25 protein-coding genes are annotated in these 24,855 nt (G+C 58.1%); 6 read left to right on the top strand and 19 right to left on the bottom strand.

The genetic code is table 11. The features are described from left to right. Positions 1 to 3: 3 nt before the first annotated feature. From H0484_RS03215 to H0484_RS03200, 4 genes are all read right to left on the bottom strand, one after another. Entirely contained in the window at positions 4 to 498 is a 495-nt protein-coding gene (locus tag H0484_RS03215; RefSeq protein ID WP_226952985.1) for an aromatic-ring-hydroxylating dioxygenase subunit beta, read from the bottom strand. After that, positions 495 to 1,838 carry an aromatic ring-hydroxylating dioxygenase subunit alpha gene (locus H0484_RS03210; protein ID WP_226952984.1) on the bottom strand — a complete coding sequence of 448 codons (1,344 nt, stop codon included), beginning with the start codon at positions 1,836 to 1,838 and terminating at the stop codon, positions 495 to 497. The genes H0484_RS03215 and H0484_RS03210 overlap by 4 nt, the downstream gene beginning before the upstream one ends. Positions 1,839 to 1,915: 77 nt before the next feature. Continuing rightward, the gene (locus H0484_RS03205) at positions 1,916 to 3,469 is read right to left on the bottom strand and encodes an indolepyruvate oxidoreductase subunit beta family protein (RefSeq protein ID WP_226952983.1); all 1,554 of its coding nucleotides are present in this window, start codon (positions 3,467 to 3,469) and stop codon (positions 1,916 to 1,918) included. An 11-nt stretch (positions 3,470 to 3,480) separates the two neighbouring features. Further along, positions 3,481 to 5,700, bottom strand: a complete 2,220-nt coding sequence (locus H0484_RS03200; RefSeq protein WP_226952982.1) for an indolepyruvate ferredoxin oxidoreductase subunit alpha — start codon at positions 5,698 to 5,700, stop codon at positions 3,481 to 3,483. 285 nt (positions 5,701 to 5,985) lie between these two features. On the opposite strand from H0484_RS03200, the gene H0484_RS03195 reads away from it, so the two are divergent. Further along, on the top strand, positions 5,986 to 6,423 hold the full coding sequence (locus H0484_RS03195) for a MarR family winged helix-turn-helix transcriptional regulator (protein WP_226952981.1): 438 nt from the start codon (positions 5,986 to 5,988) through the stop codon (positions 6,421 to 6,423). A 16-nt stretch (positions 6,424 to 6,439) separates the two neighbouring features. On the opposite strand, the gene H0484_RS03190 is transcribed toward H0484_RS03195, so the two are convergent. The 5 genes from H0484_RS03190 to H0484_RS03170 are packed head-to-tail and all read right to left on the bottom strand — an operon-like array spanning position 6,440 to position 10,822. After that, the gene (locus H0484_RS03190; protein WP_226952980.1) at positions 6,440 to 7,771 is read right to left on the bottom strand and encodes a sulfite reductase subunit alpha; all 1,332 of its coding nucleotides are present in this window, start codon (positions 7,769 to 7,771) and stop codon (positions 6,440 to 6,442) included. 33 nt (positions 7,772 to 7,804) lie between these two features. Continuing rightward, a complete protein-coding gene (locus H0484_RS03185; protein WP_226952979.1) occupies positions 7,805 to 8,758 on the bottom strand; it encodes an FAD:protein FMN transferase in 954 nt (317 codons plus the stop codon). A gap of 48 nt (positions 8,759 to 8,806) precedes the next feature. Then, complete coding sequence (locus H0484_RS03180; protein WP_226952978.1) at positions 8,807 to 9,607, bottom strand: DUF4198 domain-containing protein; 801 nt, start codon at positions 9,605 to 9,607, stop codon at positions 8,807 to 8,809. Between the two features lie 52 nt (positions 9,608 to 9,659). Continuing rightward, entirely contained in the window at positions 9,660 to 10,190 is a 531-nt protein-coding gene (locus H0484_RS03175) for a DUF2271 domain-containing protein (RefSeq protein ID WP_226952977.1), read from the bottom strand. A gap of 2 nt (positions 10,191 to 10,192) precedes the next feature. Then, on the bottom strand, positions 10,193 to 10,822 hold the full coding sequence (locus H0484_RS03170; RefSeq protein ID WP_226952976.1) for a PepSY-associated TM helix domain-containing protein: 630 nt from the start codon (positions 10,820 to 10,822) through the stop codon (positions 10,193 to 10,195). A 200-nt stretch (positions 10,823 to 11,022) separates the two neighbouring features. Between H0484_RS03170 and H0484_RS03165 the strand changes: the two genes are divergently transcribed. The 4 genes from H0484_RS03165 (at position 11,023) to boxB (ending at position 15,051) form a co-directional block, all read left to right on the top strand. Then, entirely contained in the window at positions 11,023 to 12,084 is a 1,062-nt protein-coding gene (locus H0484_RS03165) for an NAD(P)H-dependent flavin oxidoreductase (protein WP_226952975.1), read from the top strand. 176 nt (positions 12,085 to 12,260) lie between these two features. Beyond that, positions 12,261 to 13,139, top strand: a complete 879-nt coding sequence (rpoH, locus tag H0484_RS03160; RefSeq protein ID WP_226952974.1) for an RNA polymerase sigma factor RpoH — start codon at positions 12,261 to 12,263, stop codon at positions 13,137 to 13,139. Positions 13,140 to 13,237: 98 nt separating this feature from the next. Next, positions 13,238 to 13,420, top strand: coding sequence for a hypothetical protein (locus H0484_RS03155; protein WP_226952973.1), 183 nt, complete (start codon positions 13,238 to 13,240; stop codon positions 13,418 to 13,420). A gap of 140 nt (positions 13,421 to 13,560) precedes the next feature. Beyond that, positions 13,561 to 15,051 (top strand): benzoyl-CoA 2,3-epoxidase subunit BoxB, encoded by a 1,491-nt coding sequence (gene boxB, locus H0484_RS03150; protein WP_226952972.1) that lies wholly within the window; start codon positions 13,561 to 13,563, stop codon positions 15,049 to 15,051. 139 nt (positions 15,052 to 15,190) lie between these two features. On the opposite strand, the gene H0484_RS03145 is transcribed toward boxB, so the two are convergent. The 5 genes from H0484_RS03145 to H0484_RS03125 form a co-directional block, all read right to left on the bottom strand. Next, complete coding sequence (locus tag H0484_RS03145) at positions 15,191 to 16,609, bottom strand: YdgA family protein (protein ID WP_226952971.1); 1,419 nt, start codon at positions 16,607 to 16,609, stop codon at positions 15,191 to 15,193. Between the two features lie 163 nt (positions 16,610 to 16,772). Beyond that, a complete protein-coding gene (cyoE, locus tag H0484_RS03140) occupies positions 16,773 to 17,666 on the bottom strand; it encodes a heme o synthase (RefSeq protein ID WP_226952970.1) in 894 nt (297 codons plus the stop codon). Continuing rightward, complete coding sequence (locus H0484_RS03135; RefSeq protein ID WP_226953025.1) at positions 17,663 to 18,673, bottom strand: COX15/CtaA family protein; 1,011 nt, start codon at positions 18,671 to 18,673, stop codon at positions 17,663 to 17,665. Before H0484_RS03135 ends, cyoE begins: the two co-directional genes overlap by 4 nt. 10 nt (positions 18,674 to 18,683) lie before the next feature. After that, positions 18,684 to 19,322, bottom strand: a complete 639-nt coding sequence (locus H0484_RS03130) for an SCO family protein (protein ID WP_226952969.1) — start codon at positions 19,320 to 19,322, stop codon at positions 18,684 to 18,686. Between the two features lie 84 nt (positions 19,323 to 19,406). Continuing rightward, positions 19,407 to 20,186, bottom strand: a complete 780-nt coding sequence (locus H0484_RS03125; RefSeq protein WP_226952968.1) for an SURF1 family protein — start codon at positions 20,184 to 20,186, stop codon at positions 19,407 to 19,409. Positions 20,187 to 20,270: 84 nt separating this feature from the next. Between H0484_RS03125 and H0484_RS03120 the strand changes: the two genes are divergently transcribed. Next, entirely contained in the window at positions 20,271 to 20,477 is a 207-nt protein-coding gene (locus H0484_RS03120) for a twin transmembrane helix small protein (protein ID WP_226952967.1), read from the top strand. 72 nt (positions 20,478 to 20,549) lie between these two features. Here the strand turns inward: H0484_RS03120 and H0484_RS03115 are convergent, their stop codons facing one another. The 5 genes from H0484_RS03115 to coxB all read right to left on the bottom strand — a co-directional run bounded on the left by H0484_RS03115 (position 20,550) and on the right by coxB (position 24,722). Further along, a complete protein-coding gene (locus H0484_RS03115) occupies positions 20,550 to 21,425 on the bottom strand; it encodes a cytochrome c oxidase subunit 3 (RefSeq protein ID WP_226952966.1) in 876 nt (291 codons plus the stop codon). Between the two features lie 81 nt (positions 21,426 to 21,506). Next, entirely contained in the window at positions 21,507 to 21,734 is a 228-nt protein-coding gene (locus H0484_RS03110) for a DUF2970 domain-containing protein (RefSeq protein ID WP_226952965.1), read from the bottom strand. A gap of 11 nt (positions 21,735 to 21,745) precedes the next feature. Then, the gene (locus tag H0484_RS03105) at positions 21,746 to 21,859 is read right to left on the bottom strand and encodes a cytochrome oxidase small assembly protein (RefSeq protein ID WP_226952964.1); all 114 of its coding nucleotides are present in this window, start codon (positions 21,857 to 21,859) and stop codon (positions 21,746 to 21,748) included. A 16-nt stretch (positions 21,860 to 21,875) separates the two neighbouring features. Next, positions 21,876 to 23,477, bottom strand: a complete 1,602-nt coding sequence (ctaD, locus tag H0484_RS03100) for a cytochrome c oxidase subunit I (RefSeq protein ID WP_226952963.1) — start codon at positions 23,475 to 23,477, stop codon at positions 21,876 to 21,878. An 84-nt stretch (positions 23,478 to 23,561) separates the two neighbouring features. Continuing rightward, positions 23,562 to 24,722, bottom strand: coding sequence for a cytochrome c oxidase subunit II (gene coxB, locus H0484_RS03095; protein WP_226952962.1), 1,161 nt, complete (start codon positions 24,720 to 24,722; stop codon positions 23,562 to 23,564). Between the last annotated feature and the right edge of the window lie 133 nt (positions 24,723 to 24,855).

Below are 24,855 nucleotides of genomic sequence, written 5' to 3'. Positions count from 1 at the left end.
TCCTTACATGAACAACTGGATATTGCGATGGGCAGCATCGCAGTTAAGAAGATCGACGCGTTTTTGTTTGATGCGTAGCGTACCGTCGAGCGCTTGCAACTGCAAGGTTGCCCAGCCCGCGTACAGATTCTGCTCGTCTTCGCGCGCTTCGGCGTAATGAAAGGCGGCGCGTACGACATACTGCCCATTTTGCGGCTGATGCCAAGGGTGGTCGACCTCGATCTGAGGTTGAGCCAGCAAATGATGGCTGCGGCTGCGGGGCTGCTGCGAAAAAGTGCGCTGACCCGCCAAGCGCTCTACGCGCACGCGAAGCAGAAGCTTGTCTTCGTACATGAGCGAGCCTTGCAAAATGGGGTCGGTTTGGTCGTGGGACAAAGGCATCCAATAATAGCCATCATCGCAAAACAATTCCAGCCATTGTTCAAAGCGTTGCTCGTCAAGCAGGCGTGCCTCGGCATAGACGAAATCCACCAGTTGCTGATCGGTGAAGTGGCTCATGCGAACTCCTTGTCCTGCTTTTGGGGGGTGGTCATGCTGGCAGTCAGATAGCGGCTCCAGGCGCGGTACTGGTTGCGCATCTGCCACTCGTTGGTGCCATTGGTGATTTCGTTCTTGCGCTCTTCCTCGCCAGGTTCGTACAGGCGCGCCACGTTGACCCACTCGCGACCACGCGACATCAGGCCTTGTTGGGCACGTTCATACATTTCGCAGTCGTCATGGCCGACGACGGAAGTCGGGGCGTTGATAAGGCGGTTGTACATAAGGGTGCGTTCAAGCAAGCGGTCTGGGGCGCCCACCAGGCGGAAAGTCCAGGATTCAACCAGCGTCTTGTTGGCGGCCAGCGGTTTGAAGATACGCAGCGTTTGTATGGGGCCTTTGACCATAATGTGGGGGAAGTACGTGGTGTTGTGACGCACGTCGCCCAGAATCTCTTTGGCACGCTCTTCGCCGTAAGCCTGCACCATTTGTTCCCAGTAGCCGGGTACGTCGGAATACGCCGCGTGAATGGAGTTGCTGACGCCTGTGTGACCGTGGCCGTTTTCCCACACGCGTATGCCCATGCCTTCGAAGAATTCGTAGGCCGATATAAAGGGCGCGAATTGTTCGACGGCCATGGGTTTTGGGGTGCCGGGGGGGGCTTCTTCCCAAACCTTGACTGCTGTGCCGGCCGAGGATTCGTGCGCGATCATGGGGTGGCAGGTATCGGACTGGTTGTCGACCAGCATTTTCCAGTTGCAGTTGTGCATGTAGCGCAACACGCCGCCTGTGACTTCAAGCTTGCCTTCGGGCGAGCGGTCCACCATGTTGTCCAGGGTAGAAAGCGACTCGCCGAAAAACTCTTCGAAGCTGACCCCTTGTGGATTCAGGCGAACGAAAACGAAGTCACGATAGTTCTTGACGTTTTCGACCGGCGCCATGCCGTGGCTGGCTTCGTCTGCAGCGAAGCGTTCGGGGTCGTAGCCGCGTTTAAGTGGCAAGGCCAGCAAAGAACCGTCTAGTTTGAAGTTCCAGGCGTGGTAAGGGCAGCGCAAAAAGCGTCCGGCATTGCCGCTGGCGCCGTGCACCACCATGACCCCTTTATGCGGGCAACGGTTATGAAGTACTTTGACCTCGCCGTCGGCCTGACGAATCATGAGCACCGGTTGATCGCCCACCGTGGTGGTGAAGAAGTCTCCGGTGTTGGGTACTTGGCTCGCATGGCCCACATAAACCCAGGTGTTGGCGAAAAGATGCTCCATCTCCAGTTGGAACACTTCTTCGTTGATGAAGAGGTCGCGATGGACTTCTGTAGCGCGCACCAGGTCTGCGATGGCTTGGGGGTTGTCTCGGTAGCTCATTGGCTTCCTCCGTGGTCTGGATAGTGGCGGTTCTGCGCCTGTCTAGGCCGCCGTGCGAGCACGGCGACCTAGAGACTTCAGGCCAGAGCCAGCCTGTCTTGTTGCAGCATGGCGTCTAACTGCTTGCCCTCGGCGTCGGCCAGGGCGGCGTCGCGTAATTGCCTGAGCTTTTGTGCGGCTTCGGGTTTGCCGGAAAGGTGTTGCGCCGCATCCAGGAGTTTCAGGTATTTGCTGGAACCCCTGACGTGCGTGTCGCTGTAGCCCTTGACGAGTCGGCGGCACTCAACGATTTCCACCGCCAGGTCGTGGTCTATGGGCAGGGTCTTGCGGACGAGATCCAGCCAGGCGTCCAGGCTTTTGCGTTCTATCTGATGGCGCAGCGTGCTGCGACGAAAGCGACGCATGCCCGACAAGCTGTACAGCAGCAAAAAGCCCGACAGCGTGCCGGTTTGCATGAAGCGGCCTTTGCGGCAGAACGGTTCGATCACGCGGCGCATGCCGGCCGAGTTCAATATCCATTTGCCCAGGGGTGCGGGCATGGTGCCACAGACCTCGTCGAGCTGGGGATGCATGTATTCGGTGGTGTAGATCAACTGGCCTTCTTTGACGCCGATTTCTTTTTGCACGCGGGCAAAACGTTCGCCGCGGGTTTTGAGGTCGGCCACGCGGATGACGTCGTCATAAGCCATGGCCACCGCGACATAACGGGCTGCCGCTACAGTGAGCGACCACTGTTTGTCGGCGCCGCCGTGCTGGGCTTCAAGTTGGTTCAACTCTTTCAGGGTTGCCAGGTATTGGCGTCCATAGGCGACGTCCTGAAAATCTATGGTGCGACGCAAGCCGGCAACCAGCATGGGCTGAGCAACTTCGGGGAAGTCCTGGCGTATGCTGTCCAGCAGTTTGTTGATGCTGGCATGCTTGGCCGATGTCGGGACTTCAGGCATGGGGCGGGTCAGGTCGAGCAACTCAGCCTGTTCGGGAGCGTTGTGAGCCGCTTCAAAGCCGTTGGCGAAAGCTTTCAGGCTGTTTTCTACACCCAGACCGCCACGGCGTATGGTTTCTTCGAAGTCTTCGCGCGTGAAAGGCAGCGCGCCGCTACCGGCGATGGCGCCGAACAAACTGGCGCTGATCACGCTGCCGGCTTTGTCGGCCAAAGCTTGCAGGTCGAAGCACATAAAGCGCTTGGCGCATTCGCGACCGGCTTCAATGACTTTGTTGGGGTCGCTGATGCCGTTGCCGGGAGCCGATTTTTCGCCCACGGCGTAGCTGCGGTGCGACGAGGTAATGAACACGGTGCGCTCAGGCGAAACCAGTTCGCGCTGCATGGCGCGGCCGGCTTCCATCAGCTCGGCAGAGACCACCAAGTCTACGTCGCCGGGGGTAGGCATCAAAGCCAGTGCGGGCTGGCGACCTGCGGCGGCTACGTCGGATTCGGGAAGAAGTTCGACGTAATAAATAGTGGCGCCGGTGCGCTGCGCCACGCCCGGTACGGATGTGGTTTGGGCCCACCAGTGGGCGTGCTCGGCCATATCGACCAGCCAGTCGGCCAGAACGCCGCCGCCTTGGCCGCCCATGGCGAGAATGGCGATCTTGATGGGGGTGCCAGGATGTAATTGGGTACGTTCGCTCATTGTGACGTCTCTTAGAATGCGTATTGCTTCAGGCGGCGGGTGCGGCGGGCTTGAAGGAAGTCGATAACGCGCTTGCGCACGCGTGCCTTGAACTGATCCCACTGGGTGGGGTTATGAATGACGTCGGCACGATAGAACGAAGGGCACAGCACAGCTGCGTGCGAAACTTCGCCGCAGTTACCGCAGCCCACGCAGGTGTTGTCGATGTAGGCCACGGGGTCTACCTTGAGCGGATCGCCGCTGTCGCGCACGGACAAAGAGGGGCAACCAGAGAGACGGATACAGGCGTGATCACCGGTGCAGACGTCAGCGTCAACACCAAAACGTTCTTTCACGACGCGCTTGCCGGCTTTTACGGCTTTGTTGAACTGCGGCTTGATACGACGCTGCTTGTTCAGCATGCACTCTGACTGAGCGATGATGATCTTGGGGCCTTTTTCCTTGGTGGTCAGGGCCTCTTCCAGCGTGGCCTTCATTTTGGCGACGTCGTAGGTGCGGTCCAGGGTGCGTACCCATTTTGCCCCCACACCGCGTACGGCCTTCTCGATAGGGTGTTTAGTAGAACGGAACAGGTTCTCGGCACGCGAAGACAGTACGTCTTGGCCACCGGTAGCAGCGGCGTAGTAGTTGTCGATGATGAGGATGACGCCGTCGTACTTATTGAAGACTGCGTTACCGACGCCCGAGGTCAGGCCGTTATGCCAGAAACCACCGTCGCCCATCATGGCGATAGGACGCTTGCCGGCTTCGACGTTGAAGGCGGCAGCACTGGCGCCGCCCAGGCCATAGCCCATGGTGGTGGCACCCAGGTTGAACGGCGGCAGAATCGAGAACAGGTGGCAGCCGATGTCGCACGAAATATGGTGGTCGCCCATGTCTTGCTGAACCAGCGACAGCGCGGCAAAGATGGGGCGCTCGGGACAGCCGGTACAGAAACCGGCGGGCCTGGGCGGCACGACTTTGGCCATATCGGCGGCATGGCGCTGAATCATGATGGGCTTTTCGACGACAGCCGGTGCAGGTTTCGGGCGGGAAACCTGTTCGACGTGCATGGCGGCAGTGGCGTCTACAGGAGTGGCATCAGCGATGTGTGGCAGCGCTTCGGGGCTGTGCTTTTCGAGGAAAGCCTGCAGGCCGTCGCGCGCCACGACGGTAGAGTATTCGCCGGCCAAGGGCAGCATACCTTTGCCTTCAAGAACGGTGGTGACACCGGCTTGACGCAAAATGGTATGGATGTTTTGTTCGATGTAGTTGGGCTGGCCTTCTTCCAGCATCAACACGGCTTTCTTGCCTTCGCAGAAACCTACCACCTCGGTGTCGATCACTGGATAGGTCACGTTCATGACGTACAGCGGGATGCGGCTGTTGCCGAAGTTATCGGCCAGACCCAGCAGCTGCAAGGCACGGATGACGTTGTTGTAGATGCCGCCTTGCAAAATGATGCCCAATTCTTGCAGGTCGCCCTCGAAGAACTCGTTGAGTTTCTTTTCGGTGATGAACTTGACTGCGGCGGGCCAGCGTTGCTTGACCTTCTCGTGCTCGTGCACGTAGGCGGCGGGCGGCAGAACGATACGGCTGAGGTCGCGTTTGGGGTTCTCTAGGGCCTGGGCCAGCGTGAACTCGGGGCGTTTGTTGTCTTTGGCGATGAAACGCCCGTGTACGTGACAGCCACGGATGCGCATTTGCAGAAATACAGGCGTGTTGCTGGCTTCAGAAAGCTGGAAACCGTTTTCGACGGCCTGGGTCATGCTTTCCAGGTTGGGGCGAGGGTCCAGCATCCACATTTGCGATTTCATGGCAAAGGCATGGGTACGCTCTTGCATGATGGACGAACCTTCGCCGTAGTCTTCGCCCACAATGACCAAGGCACCCCCGGTGACGCCGCCCGAGGCAAGGTTGGAAAGGGCGTCGGACGCCACGTTGGTGCCCACCGTGGATTTCCAGGTGACGGCACCGCGAATGGGGTACATGACCGATGCCGATAAGGTGGCGGCAGCAGTGGCTTCAGAGGCGCTGGCTTCGAAATGTACGCCCAGCTCTTCGAGGATTTCTTGGGCGTCGGCCAAGACGTCCATAAGGTGGGAAATAGGCGAGCCCTGATAGCCGCCGACGTAACCGACGCCGGACTGCAGGAGGGCCTTGGTGACTGCCAGGATACCTTCGCCGCGGAATTCTTCTCCTGCGCCGATGCGTAACTGCTGGACTTCTTTCTTAAAGGAACGTTCTGCCATGGTGGATCCTGAAGGGCTGTGGGCGATATAGCCAGTGTACGCCCCGGAGGGGAAAAAGAAGCGCTGCCGAACCCGAATGAGAAGGCTGCCGGTAAAATATGAAAATTCATATATTATCGAAATTCTATTGCCAGGGCCAGAGCTTGGATATCCGTGCAAACCATTACCCGGTCTGTTTATGGGTATTTGCCCCAGGTGCCCCAAGCGCATCTGCCCTTTGGCTTATCATCTAGATGCGCCGCGTATTTGGACGGCGCGATGCCCGTTTTTTGCCTGGGATTTTTCATGCAGATCGAAGAAGCGCAGCCCCGATTCGTACACCGTTACCTCGCCTCATTGCTGGCGATGGCCAGCCATCGTGTGTCCGACGAATTCCACAAAGAAGTGCGCAAGGCGGGGCTTACCGTTACCGAGTGGCGCGTTTTGGGTAGTTTGATCGAGGGGGAAGGCGAAATCGTGGGCGAGGTGGCGCGCTTGGCCGTTACCAAACAGCCTACCCTAAGCAAAGTGCTGCCCCGGCTAGAGCAAGAGGGCTTGGTCACCTTGACCACCGCCCGTACCGATAGGCGTCAGACTGTCGTGCAGATTACGCCCAAAGGCACTCGTTTAATCAGCAGCCTGTGCGATCGCGCCTTGGTGCATCAACAGCGTTTGCTGGAAAAACTCGACCCCGAGCATTCCACTCGGTTGATCGAAACGCTAAGGGCCATTATTCGCGCCTAAGGGGCAGGCGTGGGTGTTAATACACGTCGCGTCGGTAGCCGCCGCGCTTGAGCAAATCTTCGTAGCCATGTGCGCCCAGAATGTCTCTGAGCGCTTGGTCAACATCTTGGGCCATGCCTTCGCGGCTGCCGCATACGTAAAGCACTGCGCCGCGGGCGACCCAGTCTTTTAGCTGCGCAGTGGCTTCGCGCAAGGCGTGATGCACGTAGCGCTTTTCGGCTTGATCGCGAGAGAAAGCCAAATCCAGCTTTTCCAGTGTTCCTTGCGCCAGCCATTGCGTCAGGATGTCTTGCCAGAAGAAGTCGCAGGCGCGCTGGCGTTCACCGAACAATAGCCAATTCGCTTTTTGACCACGCTCATGACGGGTCTGAATCAAGGCGCGCAGCCCGGCCAAGCCGGTTCCGTTGCCAATGAAAATGGCTGGCCTGTCGTCGGTGCTGAGATGAAATTGGGCGTTACGGCGTAGATGCAACTGGAGCTCGCCGCCTAGGGCCAAGCTTTGCGTCAGCCAGTAGCTGCCCAGCCCTGGCGAGCCGTCTGCTTGCTGCTGCTGGCGTACCAGCAAGCGTAAGCGGCCTTCCGATGGGGTAGAGGCAATCGAGTAATCGCGCTGTTGCCCGCTATCGCCTATGGCAATCTGGGCAATATCTCCGGCTTCCCAAGAGGCAGACTCAGGCGCTTGGCATTCCAGCAGAAGCTCGTAGCATGGCGCGCCTTGACTGCCTGGATTAAGTTGCGAACGCTGCACCAAGCGCCATGGTGTCGCCGGAATGTCTTGCCAAGACTGGGCCTGGAAGTGCTGATTAAGATGGGTTTGCCACTGTTGTAGTGCGGCTTCGTCCAGCCGGTCGACCTGTACGGTTTCGAACAGGGGCTGGGCACCCTGGCTGCTAAGCCATTCTTGCATCTGGCGACCAAAGCCGCAGAATTGCTGATAGCTGCTGTCCCCTAAAGCCAGCATGCCGAAACGCAATGAGGTCAAGCCAGCGGTGGTTTGCCATTGCAGCGCCTGGCGATAAAAACCTTGCGCCATATCGGGAGGGTCGCCCTCACCATAAGTGCTGACCACAAATAATGCCGTGCCGAAGCGGGCCAGCGAAGCCGGCTCTAGCTCGTTGAGGGGAATGACAAGGGCTCTGGCTCCCAGCGAGGCGGCAGTACGTTCGGCCAACTCAGTGGCGGTGCCGCCCTGGCTGGCATAAATCACGGCGATGCGCTCTGGTGTTAAAGCTGCTTCACGCTCACGGCGTTGCTCGTGCCGCAGACGGGCGGGGCGCCAAACGGTAAACCAAACCAAAACAAGCCAGGCGGCGATCAGTAGCCCAGTGGTCAGCAGCGGTGTGTTCATGGAGCAAATACAAAAAAAGTAGGCGGAGCGGAATCAAGCGGGATGGGCAAGTCGCTGGAAGGAGGGTGTCCATTCCACAGCGATGTCCTCTCCGTGGCGAACCATGAATAAGGCTGCCAGGTGCTGCTTGCTTGCGTAGGCCATGCCGTTCTCCAGCCCCATGCAGAGCAGGGCAGTCGACAAGGCGTCGGCCATCATGCACTGCGAGTGCACGACGCTGACGCAAGCTAAGTTATTTTGCAAGGCCCTGCCGGTACGCGGGTCTAGCGTATGAGCATAACGCTGACCTTCTACTATGAAGAACCTGCGGTAATCGCCAGAGGTGGCAATGGAAAGGCCATCCAAGGCAATTGGCAGGCCTGCTTGTTCATGATGGGCGCCGGGGGCCTCGACCTGCAGGCGCCAGGGTTGCCCACTGGGGTTACGACCCTTTGCGCGCAACTCACCGCCAAGCTCCACCATATAGTTAGTAAGGCCGTAATCTTCCAGGGCCAGTGCCATGGCATCTACCCCATAGCCTTTGGCAATGGAAGAAAAATCCAGGCTCATGCCGCCGGGCTGCCAGACGCCACGATGCTCGGCGTTCAGGTGCAGCTGCTGCCAACCTGATCGCTGGCGGGCGTCTTCAAGTTGGCTGTCGCAAGGTAGCTGACCTGGCTGGCCATGAGGGCCAAACCCCCAAAGCGCCACCAGCTCACCTACGGTTGGGTCATAAGCGCCCTGGGTCGCTTGCGCGACCTGCTGAGCACAGGAAACAACGGTGAAGAACTCTTCGGGCACCTGATACCAGCCAGTAGGTGCTTTGTTAATGCGGCTGATCAGGCTATCGGCTTCCCAGTGGCTCATCTGGTCGATGATGTCGTCCAGCTTGGCTTGCAGTGCTTGCGTCAGCTCGGTGCTTGCCTGTCCTGGCAAGGGCTGGCCGGCCTGGGCGAGGCGGGCGTCTTGCCATGGGCCAGCCACCTGGACGGACCAGGTGGTACCCATGCTGTGCCCGGAAAGCGATAGGCCGGTCAAGTCTCTGCCTTATGAAGCTTACTGAGGCAGAACTTCGAAGGTGCCGATGTACGAAATATTGCGGCGCTTGGCTGCGGGCACCGTGGTTTTCTCGTCGCTGGTGTCGGTATGCACCCAGAACAGGCCGGCGCGCGGCCACTTGATAGAGAACTGGCCTTTTTCGTCGGTCTTGGTCGTGAATTCTTCGGCAGCGTCGCGGTAACGGATGCCGTCGGCAGCGACTTCGATTTCCAGACCAGCGGCGGGTTTGCCGTCCATTAGCAAGGTGAAGTTGGTGGTTTCACCGGCGTACAAGTCGTTGGGGTGCGGGTCGGCGAACAGTTCCAGGCCTTTACCGGTGGCTTCGACCTTGGTGGGCTTGCCCTTGGTGACGAAGGTTTCGATACGGCTGACGCTTTCGCTGACGTTCAAATCATCGGCTTTTGCGGGCACGTTTTTGGTCAAATCGGCGGCAGAGCCCATCCAGCGTTTGTTTTCGCCGTTTTCTTTCCAGCGGGCGAATACGCCGTCACGCACTAGGGCCACGCGGTAGGTGCCGTCAGCCTTCAGACGCAGGTCGAAGCTGCTGCGCAGGTCGCCACTATGCTGGTTAAGCGCTTCCACAGGCTTGCCGTCAGGGCCGGTGATGACCAGGGCGTTCAAGGGGAGTGGGCGGTGGTTGTACTGAAACTTGTCGTTGCCGGCGGCGGCATCAAAGGTGACACGGGCTTCTTCGCCGGACAGCACGGTGGCCGAAGGCTCGATCCACTGATCATGGGCTTGGGCGGCACCCGCGAAGAGGCCGGCGGCCAGCAGGGTAGGGACGAGATAGCGCTTCATCTTTGGAGCTCCTGTCTATGAAAGAGGGGTTCTGAATGATAAAAAGGGGCAATCAGGGAGCAACGATCAGTTCGATCTCGCCCAGTTCGGTCTTGCCAGTGTCTTTTGCGGTGGCTGCCTTGGCAGGCGGCCATTCCAGGGGCAGGCGTATCAGTTCACGCCCGCCTTTTTCTCGGGAGGCTTCAACAGCCAGTTCGTACTTGCCGGCAGGCAAATTGGCCAGGCGCGCATCGTCGGCGGCAATCGTCAGGGTGTGACTACCCGGCGCGCGCGTGGCGCCGGTGACGCCTTCTGCCAATTCTTCTTGGTTGCGACCGCTGACCCGCCACCATTGGCGCATGTCTTTCAGCCATTTTTTGCCTTCTGCCTTGGGCATGGCGTGGTCGTACCAGACGGCCAAGTCGCGAACCACGCTGCGATCAGCGTTTTCCAGCCAGATGGCGACATAGGGGCGGTGGTATTCGGCCACTTCCAGTCGGGGGACGCCGACTTTTACCGAAACCGATTCCGCCTGAGCGAGGGGGGCGCAGAACAGGCCGGCGAGGGTGCAGCTGAGCGAAGTGCGTAGCAAGGTCTTCTTCATGGTCAGTGTATGAACAGAATCATCAGAATAAGAGGGGCGATAAGGCCCAGACTGGCAAGCGGCCAGGTGTTCTGCCTTTGGCGCGCATGAAAAGCCAATAAAGTCAGGCCTGTCAGCGCAAAGATCAGACAGGCGATGGCAAAAACGTCTATGAACCAGCTCCAGGCCGTACCCGTGTGGCGACCTTTGTGCAGGTCGTTGAAATAAGCCACCCAGCCACGGTCGCTGCGCTCATATTCGATATCGCCGCTGGCAAGATCGATGGAGAGCCAGGCGTCGGCACCGGGCTGGGGTAGCGGCAAGTAAATTTCGTCACTGGAAAACTCGGCGTCGCGCCCACCTATGCTGATGTCCAATTCGTTTTCCAGCCATTGCCTTACTTCAAGGGGTAATTGTGCCTGTGCACTTCGGCCAGAAGGCGCTTGGGACAAAGACTCAAGCAGCGGCTCGGGCAGGTGGGCCTGACGATTCTCGATGGCCGGCGAGGCTTCTACCCAAGACGCGTTGTTAAGCGTCAGGCCCGTAATGGCGAACAGCACCATGCCCGCCAAACTTAGGGCGGCGCTGATCCAGTGCCACTGATGCAGGGTTTTGAGCCAGAGCGAGCGCCGGGCTGCGGACGACGAATTCATGCGTAAGAAACAAGGTTTGGGAAAGCTGAAACATTCTAACCTAAATGAAAATGATTGCTATGTACCGTTTAGTGGGAACGCGGCTTGCTCTGTAATAGGTGTTTCGATGGATTTCCTGCTGCCATACTGTCGAGGTAGGTATTTAGCATTGGGCCGAGATGGCACTTGAACCTTCCTCTTTTCCTTCGCAAGGAGCCCCTATGAGCGTTTCGCGAGATTTTTTGGATCGCTTGGATTTGCGCCACCCTATCGTGCAGGCGCCCATGGCGGGCACAGCCACACCGCAGTTGGCTGCTGCAGTGAGCAATGCGGGAGGGCTAGGCTCGCTGGGTTTGGGAGCCAGCACGGCGGCTCAAGCGCGTCAATTAATAGAGCAGACTCGCGCACTTACCACGGGCGCCTTTAACGTCAATGTCTTTTGCCATGCGCCAGCGCAGCGCGACCCTAGGCTCGAGGCGGCGTGGTTGGGGTACTTAGCACCCCTGTTTGCCGAAGTTGACGCCCTCCCGCCTACGGCTCTTACCGAAATCTACCCCTCTTTTCTGCAAAATGAAGAAATGTTCGAGTTGCTGCTAGAACTGCGGCCGCCGGTGGTGAGCTTTCATTTTGGCTTACCGCCCAAGACCCATATTCAGGCTTTGCGTCAAGCGGGTATTTACACCTTTGCTACGGCGACCAATGTGCAAGAGGCCTTTCGTATTGAGCAGGCCGGCGTAGATGCCATCGTGGCTCAAGGCATAGAAGCGGGTGGGCATCGCGGCGTTTTTGATCCCAAAGCGGAAGATCAACGTTTGAGTACGGCGTTGTTGTTGCGTATGTTGGCGCCCCGTAGTGGATTGCCGCTCATTGCAGCGGGCGGAATTATGGATGGCCAAACGATCCGCGCCATGCAGCATTTGGGCGCAAGCGCCGCGCAGTTGGGCACGGCCTTCGTGTTGTGCCCCGAGTCGGCGGCCGATGCCGGGTATCGAACTCATCTTAAGGGCGCAGGCGCGAGCCAAACTTGTCTTACATCGGTGTTGTCGGGCCGCCCGGCCCGTGGTCTGTTTAATCGCTATATCACTTTCTGCGAGGCGCCGGGTAGCCCCATGCCTGCCGCCTATCCCATCGCTTTCGACGCTACCAAGCAGTTGAATGCGGCCGCTGCTGCATTGGGGCGCTACGAGTTTTCCGCCCATTGGGCGGGGCAGGGCGCGCCACTGGCACGAGAAATGCCCGCGGAACAATTAATGGCTGTGCTGGTCGAAGAAATGGAAAAATAAGGACGCGTTTGCGGCAAAGGCACAGGTCTTTTCCGAGTTAAAAAATCCGCTTCTCAGGTGAACTTTTCACATTGTGGGATGTCTTACCTGGAGTGTATTAGCACTCCATCCCAGAGAGTGCTAAGATCAGGAGATCGAATATCACATTAACGACCATCACTCACAGGGCTACTGAGATGACTCCTTCTACGCAGTCGTTGGCTCTGTCCAGCCAATCGCTGGTCGCAGCCATTTCCAACCCCGGTTCGCTGGGTACTATCGAATCTTATATAGGCACGGTCAATCGTCTGCCTATGCTGACGCAGCAGCAAGAAACCGAACTCGGTGAGCGCCTGCGCGACAATGACGACCTTGAAGCCGCCCGCCAACTGGTGCTGTCGCACCTGCGTTTGGTCGTATCCGTTTCGCGTCAGTACTTGGGCTATGGCCTACCTCATGCCGACCTTATTCAAGAAGGCAACATCGGCCTCATGAAGGCGGTTAAGCGCTTTGACCCGGCGCGCGGCGTGCGTTTGGTGTCTTTCGCAGTGCACTGGATCAAGGCCGAAATTCACGAGTACGTGGTGCGCAACTGGCGCATGGTCAAGGTCGCCACTACCAAAGCGCAGCGCAAGCTGTTCTTCAACCTGCGCCGTATGCGTCCCGACGGCCAAACGCTAGACCCCGAGCAAATCGCGCATATTGCCCGCGAGCTCAACGTCAAGCCCGAAGAAGTCAGCGAAATGGAAGTCCGGCTTTCCGGACAAGAGATGGCCTTGGATCAACCCCACGATGATGCTGACACCTATGCGCCCATTCAGTATCTGGCCGACGACGGCAGCGAGCCCACCCAGGTACTAGAGCGCCGCGCTCACGATGCGCTGCAAGGCGAAGGTTTGGCCGAGGCCATAGAACAACTCGACCCACGTTCGCGGCGCATCGTTGAAGCGCGCTGGCTGCAAGACGAGGGCGGTGCCACCTTGCACGAACTGGCTGCCGAATTCGGCGTGTCAGCCGAACGCGTGCGCCAAATCGAGGCAGCCGCTTTCAAGAAAATGCGGGCTGTGCTGGCGTAAAGTTTCCAAGCAGGTGGTTGTTGCAATTATTTACACATTGGTGGCCTGGTCGTAGAACTTTCCGGCGCTGGCGCTGACTAACCTAATGAGCAACGTTGATGATATCTCTGGATGTTCATCAGTTCCATCCGCTTCTGCTTCTCCTCAATCCCCTCCCTATCGAAGCGGATGTTTTAAATGGCACCTTCAAAGGTGCCTTTTTTTTGGCTGTACTTCCCACCGCCCTTCTTGCCGCCAGGCTGCTTTCCTATCCGTATTCTCTGTTCGTGAGCAAAGTTTGATCAAAGTCAAACACTGAGCGCGGACAAATGTGGTGTGCGTCTTTTATTGCACTATTATGCATTTGTAGGTTTTTCAAATGTATTTTAATGCATGATCCAGGCGAGTGACGCCTGAGCACCCCAGTAAAGGAGAGGTCATCATGAGCGAAAACGAAGCAATCCGTGGCAACGCATTCGTCGAGGTGAACTACGACGACAAAATCCCCAATAACGTAGATCTGAACAGCGACAAGCAATTGCAGCGCGCGCTGGAAGGCTGGCAGCCGCAGTATCTTGAATGGTGGCAAGAGGCCGGCCCCGACTGTTTCCAGGATGCCGACGTGTATTTGCGTACGGCGGTAGGTGTAGACCCCAAAGGTTGGGCTGTGTTTGATCACGTCAAAATGCCCGATTACCGTTGGGGCATCTTGCTGGCGCCTAAAGAAGAAGGCCGCACCATTCCTTTTGGTCGGCATAAGGGTGAGCCCGCTTGGCAAGAAGTACCGGGCGAATACCGCTCGACCTTGCGACGCCTTCTTGTGGTGCAAGGGGATACTGAGCCCGCATCGGTCGAGCAGCAGCGCTACCTGGGTAAGACTGCGCCGTCGCTTTACGACTTGCGTAACCTTTTCCAAGTTAACGTAGAAGAGGGCCGCCATTTGTGGGCCATGGTGTATCTGCTGGTCAAATACTTTGGTCGCGATGGCCGTGACGAAGCGCAGGCTTTGCTCGAGCGTCGTTCCGCCGACCAAGACAACCCGCGTATTTTGGGGGCCTTCAACGAGCGCACGCCCGATTGGCTGTCCTTCTTCATGTTCACCTACTTCACTGATCGCGACGGCAAAATGCAACTGGCCGCCTTGGCGCAATCCGGTTTCGATCCACTTTCACGCACCTGCCGCTTCATGCTGACCGAAGAGGCGCACCATATGTTTGTGGGTGAAACCGGTGTGGGTCGTACCATTGAAGCGACGGTCAAAGCTATGAATGCTGCCGGCATCAAAGACCCCTACGATGTGCAAGCCATACGCAAGCTGGGCGTGATCGACCTGCCCACGCTGCAACGCAAGGCCAACTTCCACATGTCGGTCACGCGTGACCTGTTTGGTGCCGAGATATCCAGCAATGGTGCCGAGTTGTTCAGTGCTGGTCTGAAAGGTCGTTTCGAAGAAACGCGTATCGACGACGATCACGTACTGACGGACGACAGCTATCCCGTGACAAGTGTCAAGAATGGCGAGCTCGTAACAGAGGACGTGCCGGCCTTGTCAGCCATCAACAGCCGCTTGCTTGATGACTACATCAAGGACTGCCAGGGCGGCATCGACCGTTGGAATCGCATCATTGCTAATGCCGGTATCGATTTTGAAATCAAGCAGCCGCATAAAGGCTTCAACCGCAAGATAGGCGAGTTCGCCGGCCATCACATTACGCCCGAAGGCGAGTTGATCAGTGCTGAAGAGTTTGCCGCTCGCAAGGACGAATGGCTGTGTACCGAAGCTGACCACGACTTCATCAACTCGTTGATGAAGGCTTGCTACGAACCGGGGCAGTATGCCAGCTGGATTGCGCCGCCTCGGGTAGGTGTCAACAACAAGCCGGGCGACTTCGAATACGTGAAGATCTACGAAAGCGACGTGTCGGTCGCGTAAGAGCTGCTGGGTGTGCAAACAGGTGCTCTGATTGACCTGCCGTTGGGTTGGGAAGCCCGACGGTAGGCCAGTCCTTGGCAGGGAGGGGAGATCCTCCCTGCTTTTTTCACGATGCACTTGAGCGTGCACCTAGGGGGCTTTACATGGCCATCATCAGGCCAAGCAAGGCTTCTGTAGGAAGCGGCTGGCCGTTAACAATGATGCTGCTGCCATCGTATTGAACTTGGCTGCTAACCGTATCGCCTTCTGCTTTCAGCAAGCCAAACATCCCCATGCCTGCCAGGATCTCATCCACCTGCTGCTCAGCCAAGGCTTGTGCTTCCGGGGCCTCCATGTCTTCTGAGCCTTGCAGGTACTTGGCCAGCAAGTCTACAGCCATGGGTTTGTTAAGGTTGAGGTCGATATTGATCTGCTTCACGGCTTGGCTTGCCAGCACGGCGACAGGCATTTGCAGACTTGCAGGGGCCTGCCATTCGGAATGAACGGCGAGCGTGCTGCGGCCTTGGGGGGTCGTCCAGCTGAAATCGTCCAGTGCCAGCGTGGGGTTGGCAGCCAGCAAGTTCATGCCGGCCTGCATCAACGCATCGCTTCCAGCAAAAGCGTCATCCTCTTCGCTTTGGGCCATCAGTTGGCTGTACAGGTCGGAAAACTGCTTCATCGCCTTGCCGTCGATTTTGTCCATCTTAATGGTCAACGCTTGGCTGCCGAAATCCTGGCCGTTCAGGCTTACGCTACCGGTATTCAAATAGGCTTTGCCTTGCATGAACTGAGCATCTTCGGTGCTGCTCCCACCGTAAGCCAGTTTGTCAACGACCAGATCGAAACCCTCTTCCTCAGACACGCTAAGCTGGGCAATGCGCAACTCGGCGTCGCCGGTTTGAATGCCGAAAGCGTTTTTGGGGGAGTCAAAATCAAGCTGGCTATCTTTCAGTGAAAACTTGACCAGGCCTGAAGAGTTCGTGCGCGTAATCATGTTCAGCTCAGGCGCCCGGAAAACACCTTGGGCATGTTCTTTGTCAGCCTTGAAGGTGCCGTTCAGGTCTGCGCCTGCAAACATGAAAGACAGTTCTTCCGACGCCATTTCCAGCGGGGCAAAGCGCACATCAAACTTGGCGTTGCCACCGTAAGACAGCAGAACTTCACTGAGTAAAGGCGCTTTACCTTTGGCGAGCTCAAACCATGCTTGGCCGTCGGCGGTGTTGGCCAACTCGCTACGCACAAAAGCCAGCTGCGGTAAGAGCTGACCTTGTTTCAAGGCGGAGGCGGGGAAGGGGCCATGTTCGTAGACGTTATCGAACTCCAGACGAAGATCGGGTTCAGCCCCTTTGTCGGCAACTGTCAGGGCATATCTTGCATGGCTGCTGAAGAATCCACGCTCAAAAGAAACCTGGCTTAGGACCAGATCGCTTTCAGGGTCTAATTGAGCGAGTTGTGCGTTGGCCAGCGCAATGCGCTCAGCCGATTCAGATTCCAGTTTTGTTCCGGTGTACCAAGTGGTACCCAGCCAAACACCGGCGACAAGGACGATAGCAACCGTACCAACCACGCTTTTTTTCATAAAATTTTCCTAGGCGTAGATCAAATGAGGCGACTCGGCTGACACCAGAGTCTTCCCACACGAAAGGCGCAAAGTATAGCGTGCTTGTGTCAAAAACCAGGGGTTTTCCCTGACCATGGAGCGAATTGGTGACGCATGGTAGCCGCTGCTTACCGCAGGTCGTTCAGATCAGACTGATCCAATGGTCAATCAGCAAAGCTGCAAAAAGCAAGCCTAGGTACACGATGGAGAAGAAAAACAGCTTGCGCGCCAGAGCGTCGCTGTACTCGCGGTAGAGTTGCCAGGCCAACCATAAAAAGCGACCGCTAAGCAGGCAGGCGGCAATCAGGTAAGGAATGCCGTTCATGCGAATGACGAACGGCAGCAGGCTGGAGGCGAACAGCGCAAAGCTGTAAAGCAAAATATGCAGTCGGGTAAAAGGGCCGCCATGGGTAATGGGCAGCATGGGCAAGCCCGACTTTGCGTAATCGGTATTACGGTACAAGGCCAGTGCCCAGAAATGCGGAGGCGTCCAGATGAAGATGATCAGCACCAATAGCCAGGCTTCCGCTGGTACGGCATCGGCCACCGCCGCCCAGCCCAGCGCCGGTGGCATGGCCCCTGACAGCCCACCTATGACAATATTCTGTGGGGTGCGTGGCTTGAGCAGCACCGTGTAAATGACGGCGTAGCCCACAAAGGTGGCAAAAGTCAGCCACATGGTCAGGGGGTTGACCCAGTGGTACAGAATCAGCATGCCCAAGCCACCCAGCAGGCCCGAACCCGCCAACACCTGGGTATTGGAAATCGTGCCTTGTGCGGTGGCGCGGCGGGCGGTGCGCGCCATCTTGGCGTCGACTTCTTGTTCTATCAGGCAGTTAATGGCGAAGGCAGCCGCAGCCATCAACCAGATGCCCACCGTGGCGGCAACAACCAAGCCTAGGTCTGGCAAGCCGGGGCTGGCCAGAAACATGCCGATGACGGCACAGAACACGGCCAGCTGCGTGACGCGCGGCTTGGTCAGCACCATGTATTGGCGCCAAAGCGAAACGGAGGGGGTGGCGGAAAGACTGCTCATAGACCTATTTTAGCTTGGCCGCTACGATGCAGGCGCACCAGCAGCGTGACGCAAAATAGCGTCAGACCCGCAGCACCGCCATTATGCAAAACGGCGATCAGCAGCGGCCATTGGAAAAAGATGGTGGTGAGGCCGGTCAGAAGTTGAGCCAGCAACAGGAGCAACAACAGCGTAGCGGGGGTGCGCACGCCTTCATAGGCTCGCAGTTTCCAGCCCAACACCCCCAGATAGGCAAATATCAGGAAGGCAAAGTTGCGGTGTACCCAATGGATGGCAACCAGCGCATGCTGCGAGATAGCCTCGCCTGAGGGTAATTCCCCCAGCCCGCGGATCAGCGAAAAACCGCCGTGCATGTCCATGGTGGGCACCCACTGCCCTTGGCAGGTGGGGAAATCCATACAGGCCAAGGCGGCGTAGTTGGTGCTGACCCAACCGCCCAATGCGATTTGGACGAACAGCAAGGCCAAACCCACAGCGACCCAAGGTTGCCAACGCTTTGCCTCAGCCGGGATAGGCGCGTGCGATTTCTCGCGTGCGGCCAGCCAGGTCATCAGTGCCAGCAAGCCCATGCCGCCCAAGAGGTGTGAGGTCACGATAATAGGCATCAGCTGCATGGTGACTGTCCAGGCGCCAAAAGCACCTTGCAGGCATACGGCAAACAGCGTAAAGATGGCCAGCTTGGGGCTATGGCTCAACACCTTGCGGTGGCGCCAGGCCATGATGACGATAAAGATGATCAGCAGACCCAGCAAAGAGCCCACATAACGGTGAATCATCTCTATCCAGGCCTTGGGGAAACTGACCGGCCCAAAAGGCATGGTCTCGTAGGCCTCGCGAATATGGTGCGCCGCCCCGATGGGCGACAGCTTGCCGTAGCAACCGGGCCAATCCGGGCAGCCCAAGCCCGAGTCCGTCAGGCGCACGAAAGCGCCAAACATGATCAGGTCCAGCGTCAGGAACCAGGTAAAGAAAACCAGCTTGCGATAGCGCGCGCGTATGCGTTCCAACATAAATGGCCTAACCGATACGAGAATTGAACAGGAGCTTGCTGATGTCTTTACGCACGCGCATAGGGTCGGAGTCGGTGGAATAAGACATCATCAGATTGCCCAGGGGATCGATAATCCACATGGGCTCGCGCAAAGCTTGCTGTAAATCGGCAGGCGAGGCGTCGGGGGCGACGAAAGCCGCCAGTTTGCTCGGGTCAACTCTTACCATGACGGCGCCCTGATAGGCCTCCAAGACCTTCTCGGGGACGGGCCCATCGTCGAGCACGAACCAGACGCGACGCAGGCGGTCTACGTTTTTGCCCTGCGTGGCGTGAGAGTTACGCAAGATGAAAAGTTTGGTGGCACAGGATTCGGGGCATTCGGCTACGTCCGCAGTGGCCAACACCCATTTGCCTGCCAGGCTCTTCAAATCGAAGGGCTCGCCGTCCAGGGTTGCCAGACCCAAGGCCTCGGCAGCGGGCACGGGCCGCTGGGGTTCGATAAGTGTGCCGTAGTTGCTCGAACCTTCCGGCCTGAAAAAAGTGTCTGGCAGAAAATAAGCCAGAAACGCCAGTAGCAAAGGGGCCAAACACACGACCAGCACGCCCACCACAGGTAGAAGAGAGCGTTTGCGTGCGGGTGCTGCGGAATGAGAGGGACTTGCCACGGTGGGTCCTTGAAACGAGGTCTCTATGCAAGAGGTAAGTATGCGGGGCTTGCGGTGGATGCCGTTGGGGCATGCCGCCTGTCGTCAACTTGGCTTGGCGGCGCGGCGTGGCCTGAACCATCGCCATAACAACAGTAGGGCAGCGACGCCTGCAATAACGGCGAAACCAAACCACTGAAGGGCATAGCCGCGATTCTTGTCCGCATCCAGTGAAGGAGTCGGCCATTCGCGCTTAAGCGTATCGCCGGGCGGTGCACCGCCTGTCTGCTCTAACACGATCGGGAGCAATTTTAAGCCAGTTGCGCGTTCTAAGCGCGCGAGATCCAGATTCTGTACCAAGGGGGGCTGGGCTGCTCCCCATTCCAGTGGCAAGGCGCTGCTGTCTTGCCCGCTGCGCTGCCAGATTTCGTACAGCTGCGGTACGTGCGCACGTAGCTGCCCCGACACTTCTTGTCGTGCCGTTGAGGCCTCAGGCAAACCCGGTGTTTCCTGGCCCATGGGGCGAACCAGCCAGCCGCGCAATACCAGCACGGCTTGATCCGAACCGTCGTCCAGGCGCAGCGGCGTAGCCAACCACATGCCGGGTCGCCCGTCTTGGTTGCGATTGTCCAGCAAGACGGAATACTCATTCAGCCAATGTCCCTCGGCTATGGCGGGCCGCCATTCGCGCAGTTCATCAGTCGAGACTGCGGCTGACAGTCGCACAGGCGGCCCATGGCGCTCTGCCGCTATGGCACGCGCAATACCCTCGCGCTCTGCGGCGCGGTCCAGTTGCCAGCGCCCTAATGAAACGCACAGCACGATAAGGGCAAGCAGCAGTAGCAGCGCCAGCAGGTTACGCAGATTCAGCGACGGTGAAGCCATGTCTGCGATAATGGAAAGCGTTGTTGTCGCGAGCCCAACGGTAAGCTCTCGGCTAGGCAAAAGTGAATTTTTTTAGGGGTGTTCATGGGCTACGTGGTAATGCTGGCAATGCTGGGTATCCTGGGCAGTCTGGCTTGCGCCCTGGTGTTCCTGATGCGCGATAAGGGCAAGACCAATCGTACCGCGAATGCCTTGACCTGGCGCGTAGGGCTGTCTATAGCGCTGTTTCTATTGGTGTTGCTGGCGCACAGCCTGGGTTGGATAGAAGCCTCGGGCATACGCCCGCGCTGATATTGGCTGCATCGTTAACAAAAAGGCCGGCTGCATGAGCAGTCGGCCTTTGTTTGTGGTGCTGAGTGCGGTTTAGAACCAGTACACGAACAGGTACAAGCCCAGCCACACCACGTCTACAAAGTGCCAATACCAGGCGGCACCCTCAAAACCGAAATGATGATCGGCTGTGAAGTGGCCGCGAATCATGCGGAACATGATCACCGTGAGCATGGAGGCACCAAGAATCACGTGGAAACCGTGGAAGCCCGTGAGCATGTAGAACAGCGAGCCGAAGGCGCCGGAGTCAAAGCGCAGGTTCAGGTCGGTGTAGGCATGGTAGTACTCGTAGGCCTGACAGAACACGAACACAAAACCCAGAATAACCGTGGCCAGCAACCAGAAGATGGCCTTGTTGCGATGCGCTGCGCGCAGCGCATGGTGGGCAATGGTCAGCGTCAGGCCCGAGGTAAGCAGCAGGGCCGTGTTGATCGTGGGCAACCAGAAGGGGCCCATGGCCTCGAAGGGTTCGACTATGTTGGCAGGGCCAAAGTTGGGCCAGCTACCGGTGAACGAAGGCCACAACAGCGCCTGGTGCTCCATATTGGAAAGCAGCGGGGTAGAGATGGTGCGGATGTACCACAATGCGCCGAAGAAGGCCGCAAAGAACATGACCTCGGAGAAAATGAACCAAGCCATGCTCCAGCGATAGGCGTTGTCCACGCGTTTGCTGTTCAGGCCGCTTTCCGATTCTCGAATGGCATCGCCGAACCACCTGTACAACACGACAAACAAAGCCGCGATGCCTACCAGGAAGGCCCAGAAGCCCGCTTGATAGCCATTGAGCCAGAATGCGGCGCCCAGCAATACGGCCAGCAGAGAGACGCTGGCGCGAACAGGGTGCGCGGAATCGTGGGGCACGTAATAGTACGGTGCTTCGTTGCCGTGAGCCGAATGACTTGCGCTCATGGTGCTCTCCTACAGATGTCTTTGTTATAGATGCCGGCCGGGCCGGGCGTATTAGAAACAGCGGGACTACGAAAACCTGAATCAGCTTACCGCTTGCCCTACGAACCATTGGGCAATCAGAACCAGGCCGACAACAAACAGTACAGTGGCAAGAATAGCGGCAATGATCAGGTGCACTGGATTCAGTTGGCTGATGTCTTGCTGGTAGCCTTTGCCCTTGCGCACGCCGAAGAACCCCCACAAGACGGCTTTGAGCGTCTGGAAGAAATTCAGCTTGCGTTGAGCGAGTTCGCGGATATCGTCGGACATGGCGTAATTCTTTAGTTCAGCAATTCGCTGCCGCGCACGAATATCCAGACATAGATGGCCACTACTACGATGGCCAAAATAATGCCCATAAGACGGTTGCGGCGGCGTTGCTGAGGGGTGGTCATGGATTGGCGTTCCCGTTTATTTAACGACTGGTGGCTCTTCGAAGGTGTGGAACGGAGCGGGCGATGGCACCGTCCATTCCAGGCCTTCAGCGCCTTCCCAGGGCTTGGCGGGGGCGGGTTCGCCACGGCCCGAGTAAGCCTTGAGCACGACATACAGGAAGATCAGTTGCGACAGACCGAACCAGAATGCGCCAATCGTGGCGATTTGGTGGAAGTCGGTGAACTGCAGGGCGTAATCGGCATAACGACGCGGCATGCCGGCCAAGCCCAGGAAGTGCATGGGGAAGAACGTGATGTTGAACGAGATCAGGCTGGACCAGAAGTGGAGTTTGCCCAGGCGTTCGTCGTACATCCGGCCTGTCCATTTGGGTAGCCAGTAGTAGGCCCCGCCAAACAGCGCGAACAGCGAGCCGGCCACCAGCACGTAATGGAAGTGGGCCACTACGTAGTAGGTGTCGTGAACGGCGATGTCGATGGGGGCAACAGCCAGGATCAGGCCGGTGAAGCCGCCCACGGTGAACACGAAGATAAAGCCGATCGCGAACAGCATGGGGGTTTCAAAACTAAGCGAACCACGCCACATGGTGGCCACCCAGTTGAATATTTTCACACCGGTGGGTATGGAAATAAGCATGGTGGCGTACATGAAGTACAGCTGGCCGGTGACCGGCATGCCGGTGGCGAACATGTGGTGCGCCCACACCAGGAAGGAAAGAATGGCGATGGCGGCTGTGGCGTACACCATGGATGCGTAGCCAAACAGCGGCTTGCGCGAGAACGCAGGCACGATGGCGGACACGATGCCGAAGGCCGGCAGAATCATGATGTAGACCTCGGGGTGACCGAAGAACCAGAACACGTGCTGGTACAGGACCGGGTCGCCGCCTGCGGCTGCGTTGAAGAACGCGGTACCGAAGTGACGGTCGGTGAGCAGCATGGTAACGGCGGCGGCCAGCACGGGCATGACGGCAATCAGCAGGTAGGCGGTAATCAGCCACGTCCAGCAGAACAGCGGCATCTTCATCAGCGTCATGCCGGGGGCGCGCATGCCCAGGACGGTGACAACGATGTTGATGGCCCCCATGATGGACGACGCGCCCAGGATGTGGATGGCCAGGATGGCAAAATCCATGCCGGGACCCATTTGCTGCGACAGCGGTGCGTACAGTGTCCAGCCCGCTGCGGTGGCGCCGCCTGGCATGAAGAACGACGTTGTCAGCAGGATGGCGCCCACAGGCAGCAGCCAGAAGCTGAAGTTGTTCATGCGCGCGAACGCCATGTCGGATGCGCCGATTTGCAGCGGAATCATCCAGTTGGCGAAGCCCACGAAGGCCGGCATGATCGCACCGAACACCATGATGATGCCGTGCATGGTGGTGAACTGGTTAAACAGGTCGGGCTGGAAAAACTGCAGACCGGGCTCGAACAGCTCGGTACGCAGCAGCAGCGCCAGAGTGCCGCCTTCCAGCAGCATCATGAACGAGAAGATGAGATACATCGTCCCGATGTCTTTGTGGTTGGTGGCGAACAGCCAACGGCGCCAGCCTTTTTGTGGGCCGTGGGCGTGATCGTCGTGGCCGTGCTGGGCGGGGACGTGATCGGCAGCAATACTGCTCATGTCGGACTCCTTCCTACTGTATCGCGCCGCCGCTTCGGGCGGCTGCGATGAAAACGGTGGTATGCGTGATGGTCATGCGGTCGTTCAACGCTTGGCGCTGACGTCGGAGGGCTGTACGACGGGGTCGCTACCCTTGCCGGCGTTACTCCAGGCATTACGCGTGTAGGTGATGACAGCTGCGATCTCGGTATCGCTCATGCGATCGCGGAAAGGAGCCATGGCCGTACCCGCCACACCGTCGAGCACGATGTCGATTTGGGGATCTTTGGGGCCAAGCACGATTTTTTCGTCACCATCAAGCGCAGGGAATGTGGGCGGCATGCCCTTGCCCGAAGCCTGGTGGCAGGCCACGCAGTTGGCCGCGTAGACTTTTTCGCCACGGGCGATGAGCTCTTCGGCTGTCCATTCCTTGTTGGGGTCGTCGGCGGCGGCAGCCATGGCTTGGCGCTGCTCGGCGGCCCAGGCGTCGTAGTCTTCCTGGCTGAGAACCTCGACGACAATAGGCATGAAGGCGTGGTCTTTGCCGCAAAGCTCGGCGCACTGACCACGGTAGGTGCCGACCTTTTGAGCGCGGAACCAGATGTCGCGCAGGAAGCCGGGGATGGCGTCTTGTTTGACGCCCAGGTCGGGCACCATCCAGGAGTGGATGACGTCGGCGGAAGTGACGACGACACGGACTTTTTTGTCGACGGGGACAACCAGGGGGTTGTCGACTTCCATCAGGTAAAGGTCGGTGCGCGGTTCAGTGCCCATGATCTGGCTGTGGGGCGTAGACAGCGTAGACAAGAACTTGACGTCTTTGGCGGCACCATCAAGATATTCGTAGCCCCATTTCCATTGGTAACCCACAGCCTTGACGGTAAGGTCGGAATTGGACGTGTCTTTCATGGCCACCACCGTGCGCGTGGCGGGTAAGGCCATACCGATGACGATAAGGAAAGGAATCACTGTCCAGGCGACTTCGACGCCTAGGTGCTCATGGAACTGCGAAGCCTTGTAACCACGGGACTTGCGGTGCCGAATGATGGAATAGAACATGACGCCGAAGACGCCAACGAAAATGATGGTACAGATGATGAGCATCATCCAATGCAACCAAGCGATGTCTTGTGCGATGACAGACACCCCTTCCGGCAGGTTGAGCTGATTGACGCGTGGGCCGCCGGGCATGTTACCCACCTGTGCGGCGGCTGCGCCAGTCAGCAGCAGCGTGCTTGCTCCTAGTACCCCTCTCACCTTCTTCATGCTGACCTCGAAATACGATGCAAACCTGACTACGCTTGCAGGCTAGGTCGAGCCAAGCCGGAAAAGCGTGTGTACGACTTGCTGTGATTGGACGGCAGGCTTGGGTTGGCGGTGCGAGGACACCTCAGCCGTT

It is taken from the genome of Mesopusillimonas faecipullorum (assembly GCF_020539505.1).
Lineage (GTDB): Bacteria > Pseudomonadota > Gammaproteobacteria > Burkholderiales > Burkholderiaceae_B > Mesopusillimonas > Mesopusillimonas faecipullorum.
Note: the sequence above shows the minus strand (reverse complement) of the source record. Positions and strands in the feature narration are given on the sequence as shown.

What these genes read in the sequence shown, in the direction of transcription:
- H0484_RS03190 (WP_226952980.1), bottom strand. Translation starts at nt 7,771, where the DNA reads ATGAACACACCGCTGCTGACCACTGGGCTACTGATCGCCGCCTGGCTT.
- H0484_RS03210 (WP_226952984.1), bottom strand. Translation starts at nt 1,838, where the DNA reads ATGAGCTACCGAGACAACCCCCAAGCCATCGCAGACCTGGTGCGCGCT.
- H0484_RS03110 (WP_226952965.1), bottom strand. Translation starts at nt 21,734, where the DNA reads ATGTCCGACGATATCCGCGAACTCGCTCAACGCAAGCTGAATTTCTTC.
- boxB (WP_226952972.1), top strand. Translation starts at nt 13,561, where the DNA reads ATGAGCGAAAACGAAGCAATCCGTGGCAACGCATTCGTCGAGGTGAAC.
- H0484_RS03105 (WP_226952964.1), bottom strand. Translation starts at nt 21,859, where the DNA reads ATGACCACCCCTCAGCAACGCCGCCGCAACCGTCTTATGGGCATTATT.
- H0484_RS03200 (WP_226952982.1), bottom strand. Translation starts at nt 5,700, where the DNA reads ATGGCAGAACGTTCCTTTAAGAAAGAAGTCCAGCAGTTACGCATCGGC.
- H0484_RS03125 (WP_226952968.1), bottom strand. Translation starts at nt 20,186, where the DNA reads ATGGCTTCACCGTCGCTGAATCTGCGTAACCTGCTGGCGCTGCTACTG.
- ctaD (WP_226952963.1), bottom strand. Translation starts at nt 23,477, where the DNA reads ATGAGCAGTATTGCTGCCGATCACGTCCCCGCCCAGCACGGCCACGAC.
- H0484_RS03120 (WP_226952967.1), top strand. Translation starts at nt 20,271, where the DNA reads ATGGGCTACGTGGTAATGCTGGCAATGCTGGGTATCCTGGGCAGTCTG.
- H0484_RS03145 (WP_226952971.1), bottom strand. Translation starts at nt 16,609, where the DNA reads ATGAAAAAAAGCGTGGTTGGTACGGTTGCTATCGTCCTTGTCGCCGGT.
- H0484_RS03205 (WP_226952983.1), bottom strand. Translation starts at nt 3,469, where the DNA reads ATGAGCGAACGTACCCAATTACATCCTGGCACCCCCATCAAGATCGCC.
- H0484_RS03215 (WP_226952985.1), bottom strand. Translation starts at nt 498, where the DNA reads ATGAGCCACTTCACCGATCAGCAACTGGTGGATTTCGTCTATGCCGAG.
- H0484_RS03195 (WP_226952981.1), top strand. Translation starts at nt 5,986, where the DNA reads ATGCAGATCGAAGAAGCGCAGCCCCGATTCGTACACCGTTACCTCGCC.
- H0484_RS03180 (WP_226952978.1), bottom strand. Translation starts at nt 9,607, where the DNA reads ATGAAGCGCTATCTCGTCCCTACCCTGCTGGCCGCCGGCCTCTTCGCG.
- H0484_RS03175 (WP_226952977.1), bottom strand. Translation starts at nt 10,190, where the DNA reads ATGAAGAAGACCTTGCTACGCACTTCGCTCAGCTGCACCCTCGCCGGC.
- H0484_RS03170 (WP_226952976.1), bottom strand. Translation starts at nt 10,822, where the DNA reads ATGAATTCGTCGTCCGCAGCCCGGCGCTCGCTCTGGCTCAAAACCCTG.
- H0484_RS03185 (WP_226952979.1), bottom strand. Translation starts at nt 8,758, where the DNA reads ATGGGTACCACCTGGTCCGTCCAGGTGGCTGGCCCATGGCAAGACGCC.
- cyoE (WP_226952970.1), bottom strand. Translation starts at nt 17,666, where the DNA reads ATGAGCAGTCTTTCCGCCACCCCCTCCGTTTCGCTTTGGCGCCAATAC.
- coxB (WP_226952962.1), bottom strand. Translation starts at nt 24,722, where the DNA reads ATGAAGAAGGTGAGAGGGGTACTAGGAGCAAGCACGCTGCTGCTGACT.
- H0484_RS03165 (WP_226952975.1), top strand. Translation starts at nt 11,023, where the DNA reads ATGAGCGTTTCGCGAGATTTTTTGGATCGCTTGGATTTGCGCCACCCT.
- H0484_RS03155 (WP_226952973.1), top strand. Translation starts at nt 13,238, where the DNA reads ATGATATCTCTGGATGTTCATCAGTTCCATCCGCTTCTGCTTCTCCTC.
- H0484_RS03115 (WP_226952966.1), bottom strand. Translation starts at nt 21,425, where the DNA reads ATGAGCGCAAGTCATTCGGCTCACGGCAACGAAGCACCGTACTATTAC.
- rpoH (WP_226952974.1), top strand. Translation starts at nt 12,261, where the DNA reads ATGACTCCTTCTACGCAGTCGTTGGCTCTGTCCAGCCAATCGCTGGTC.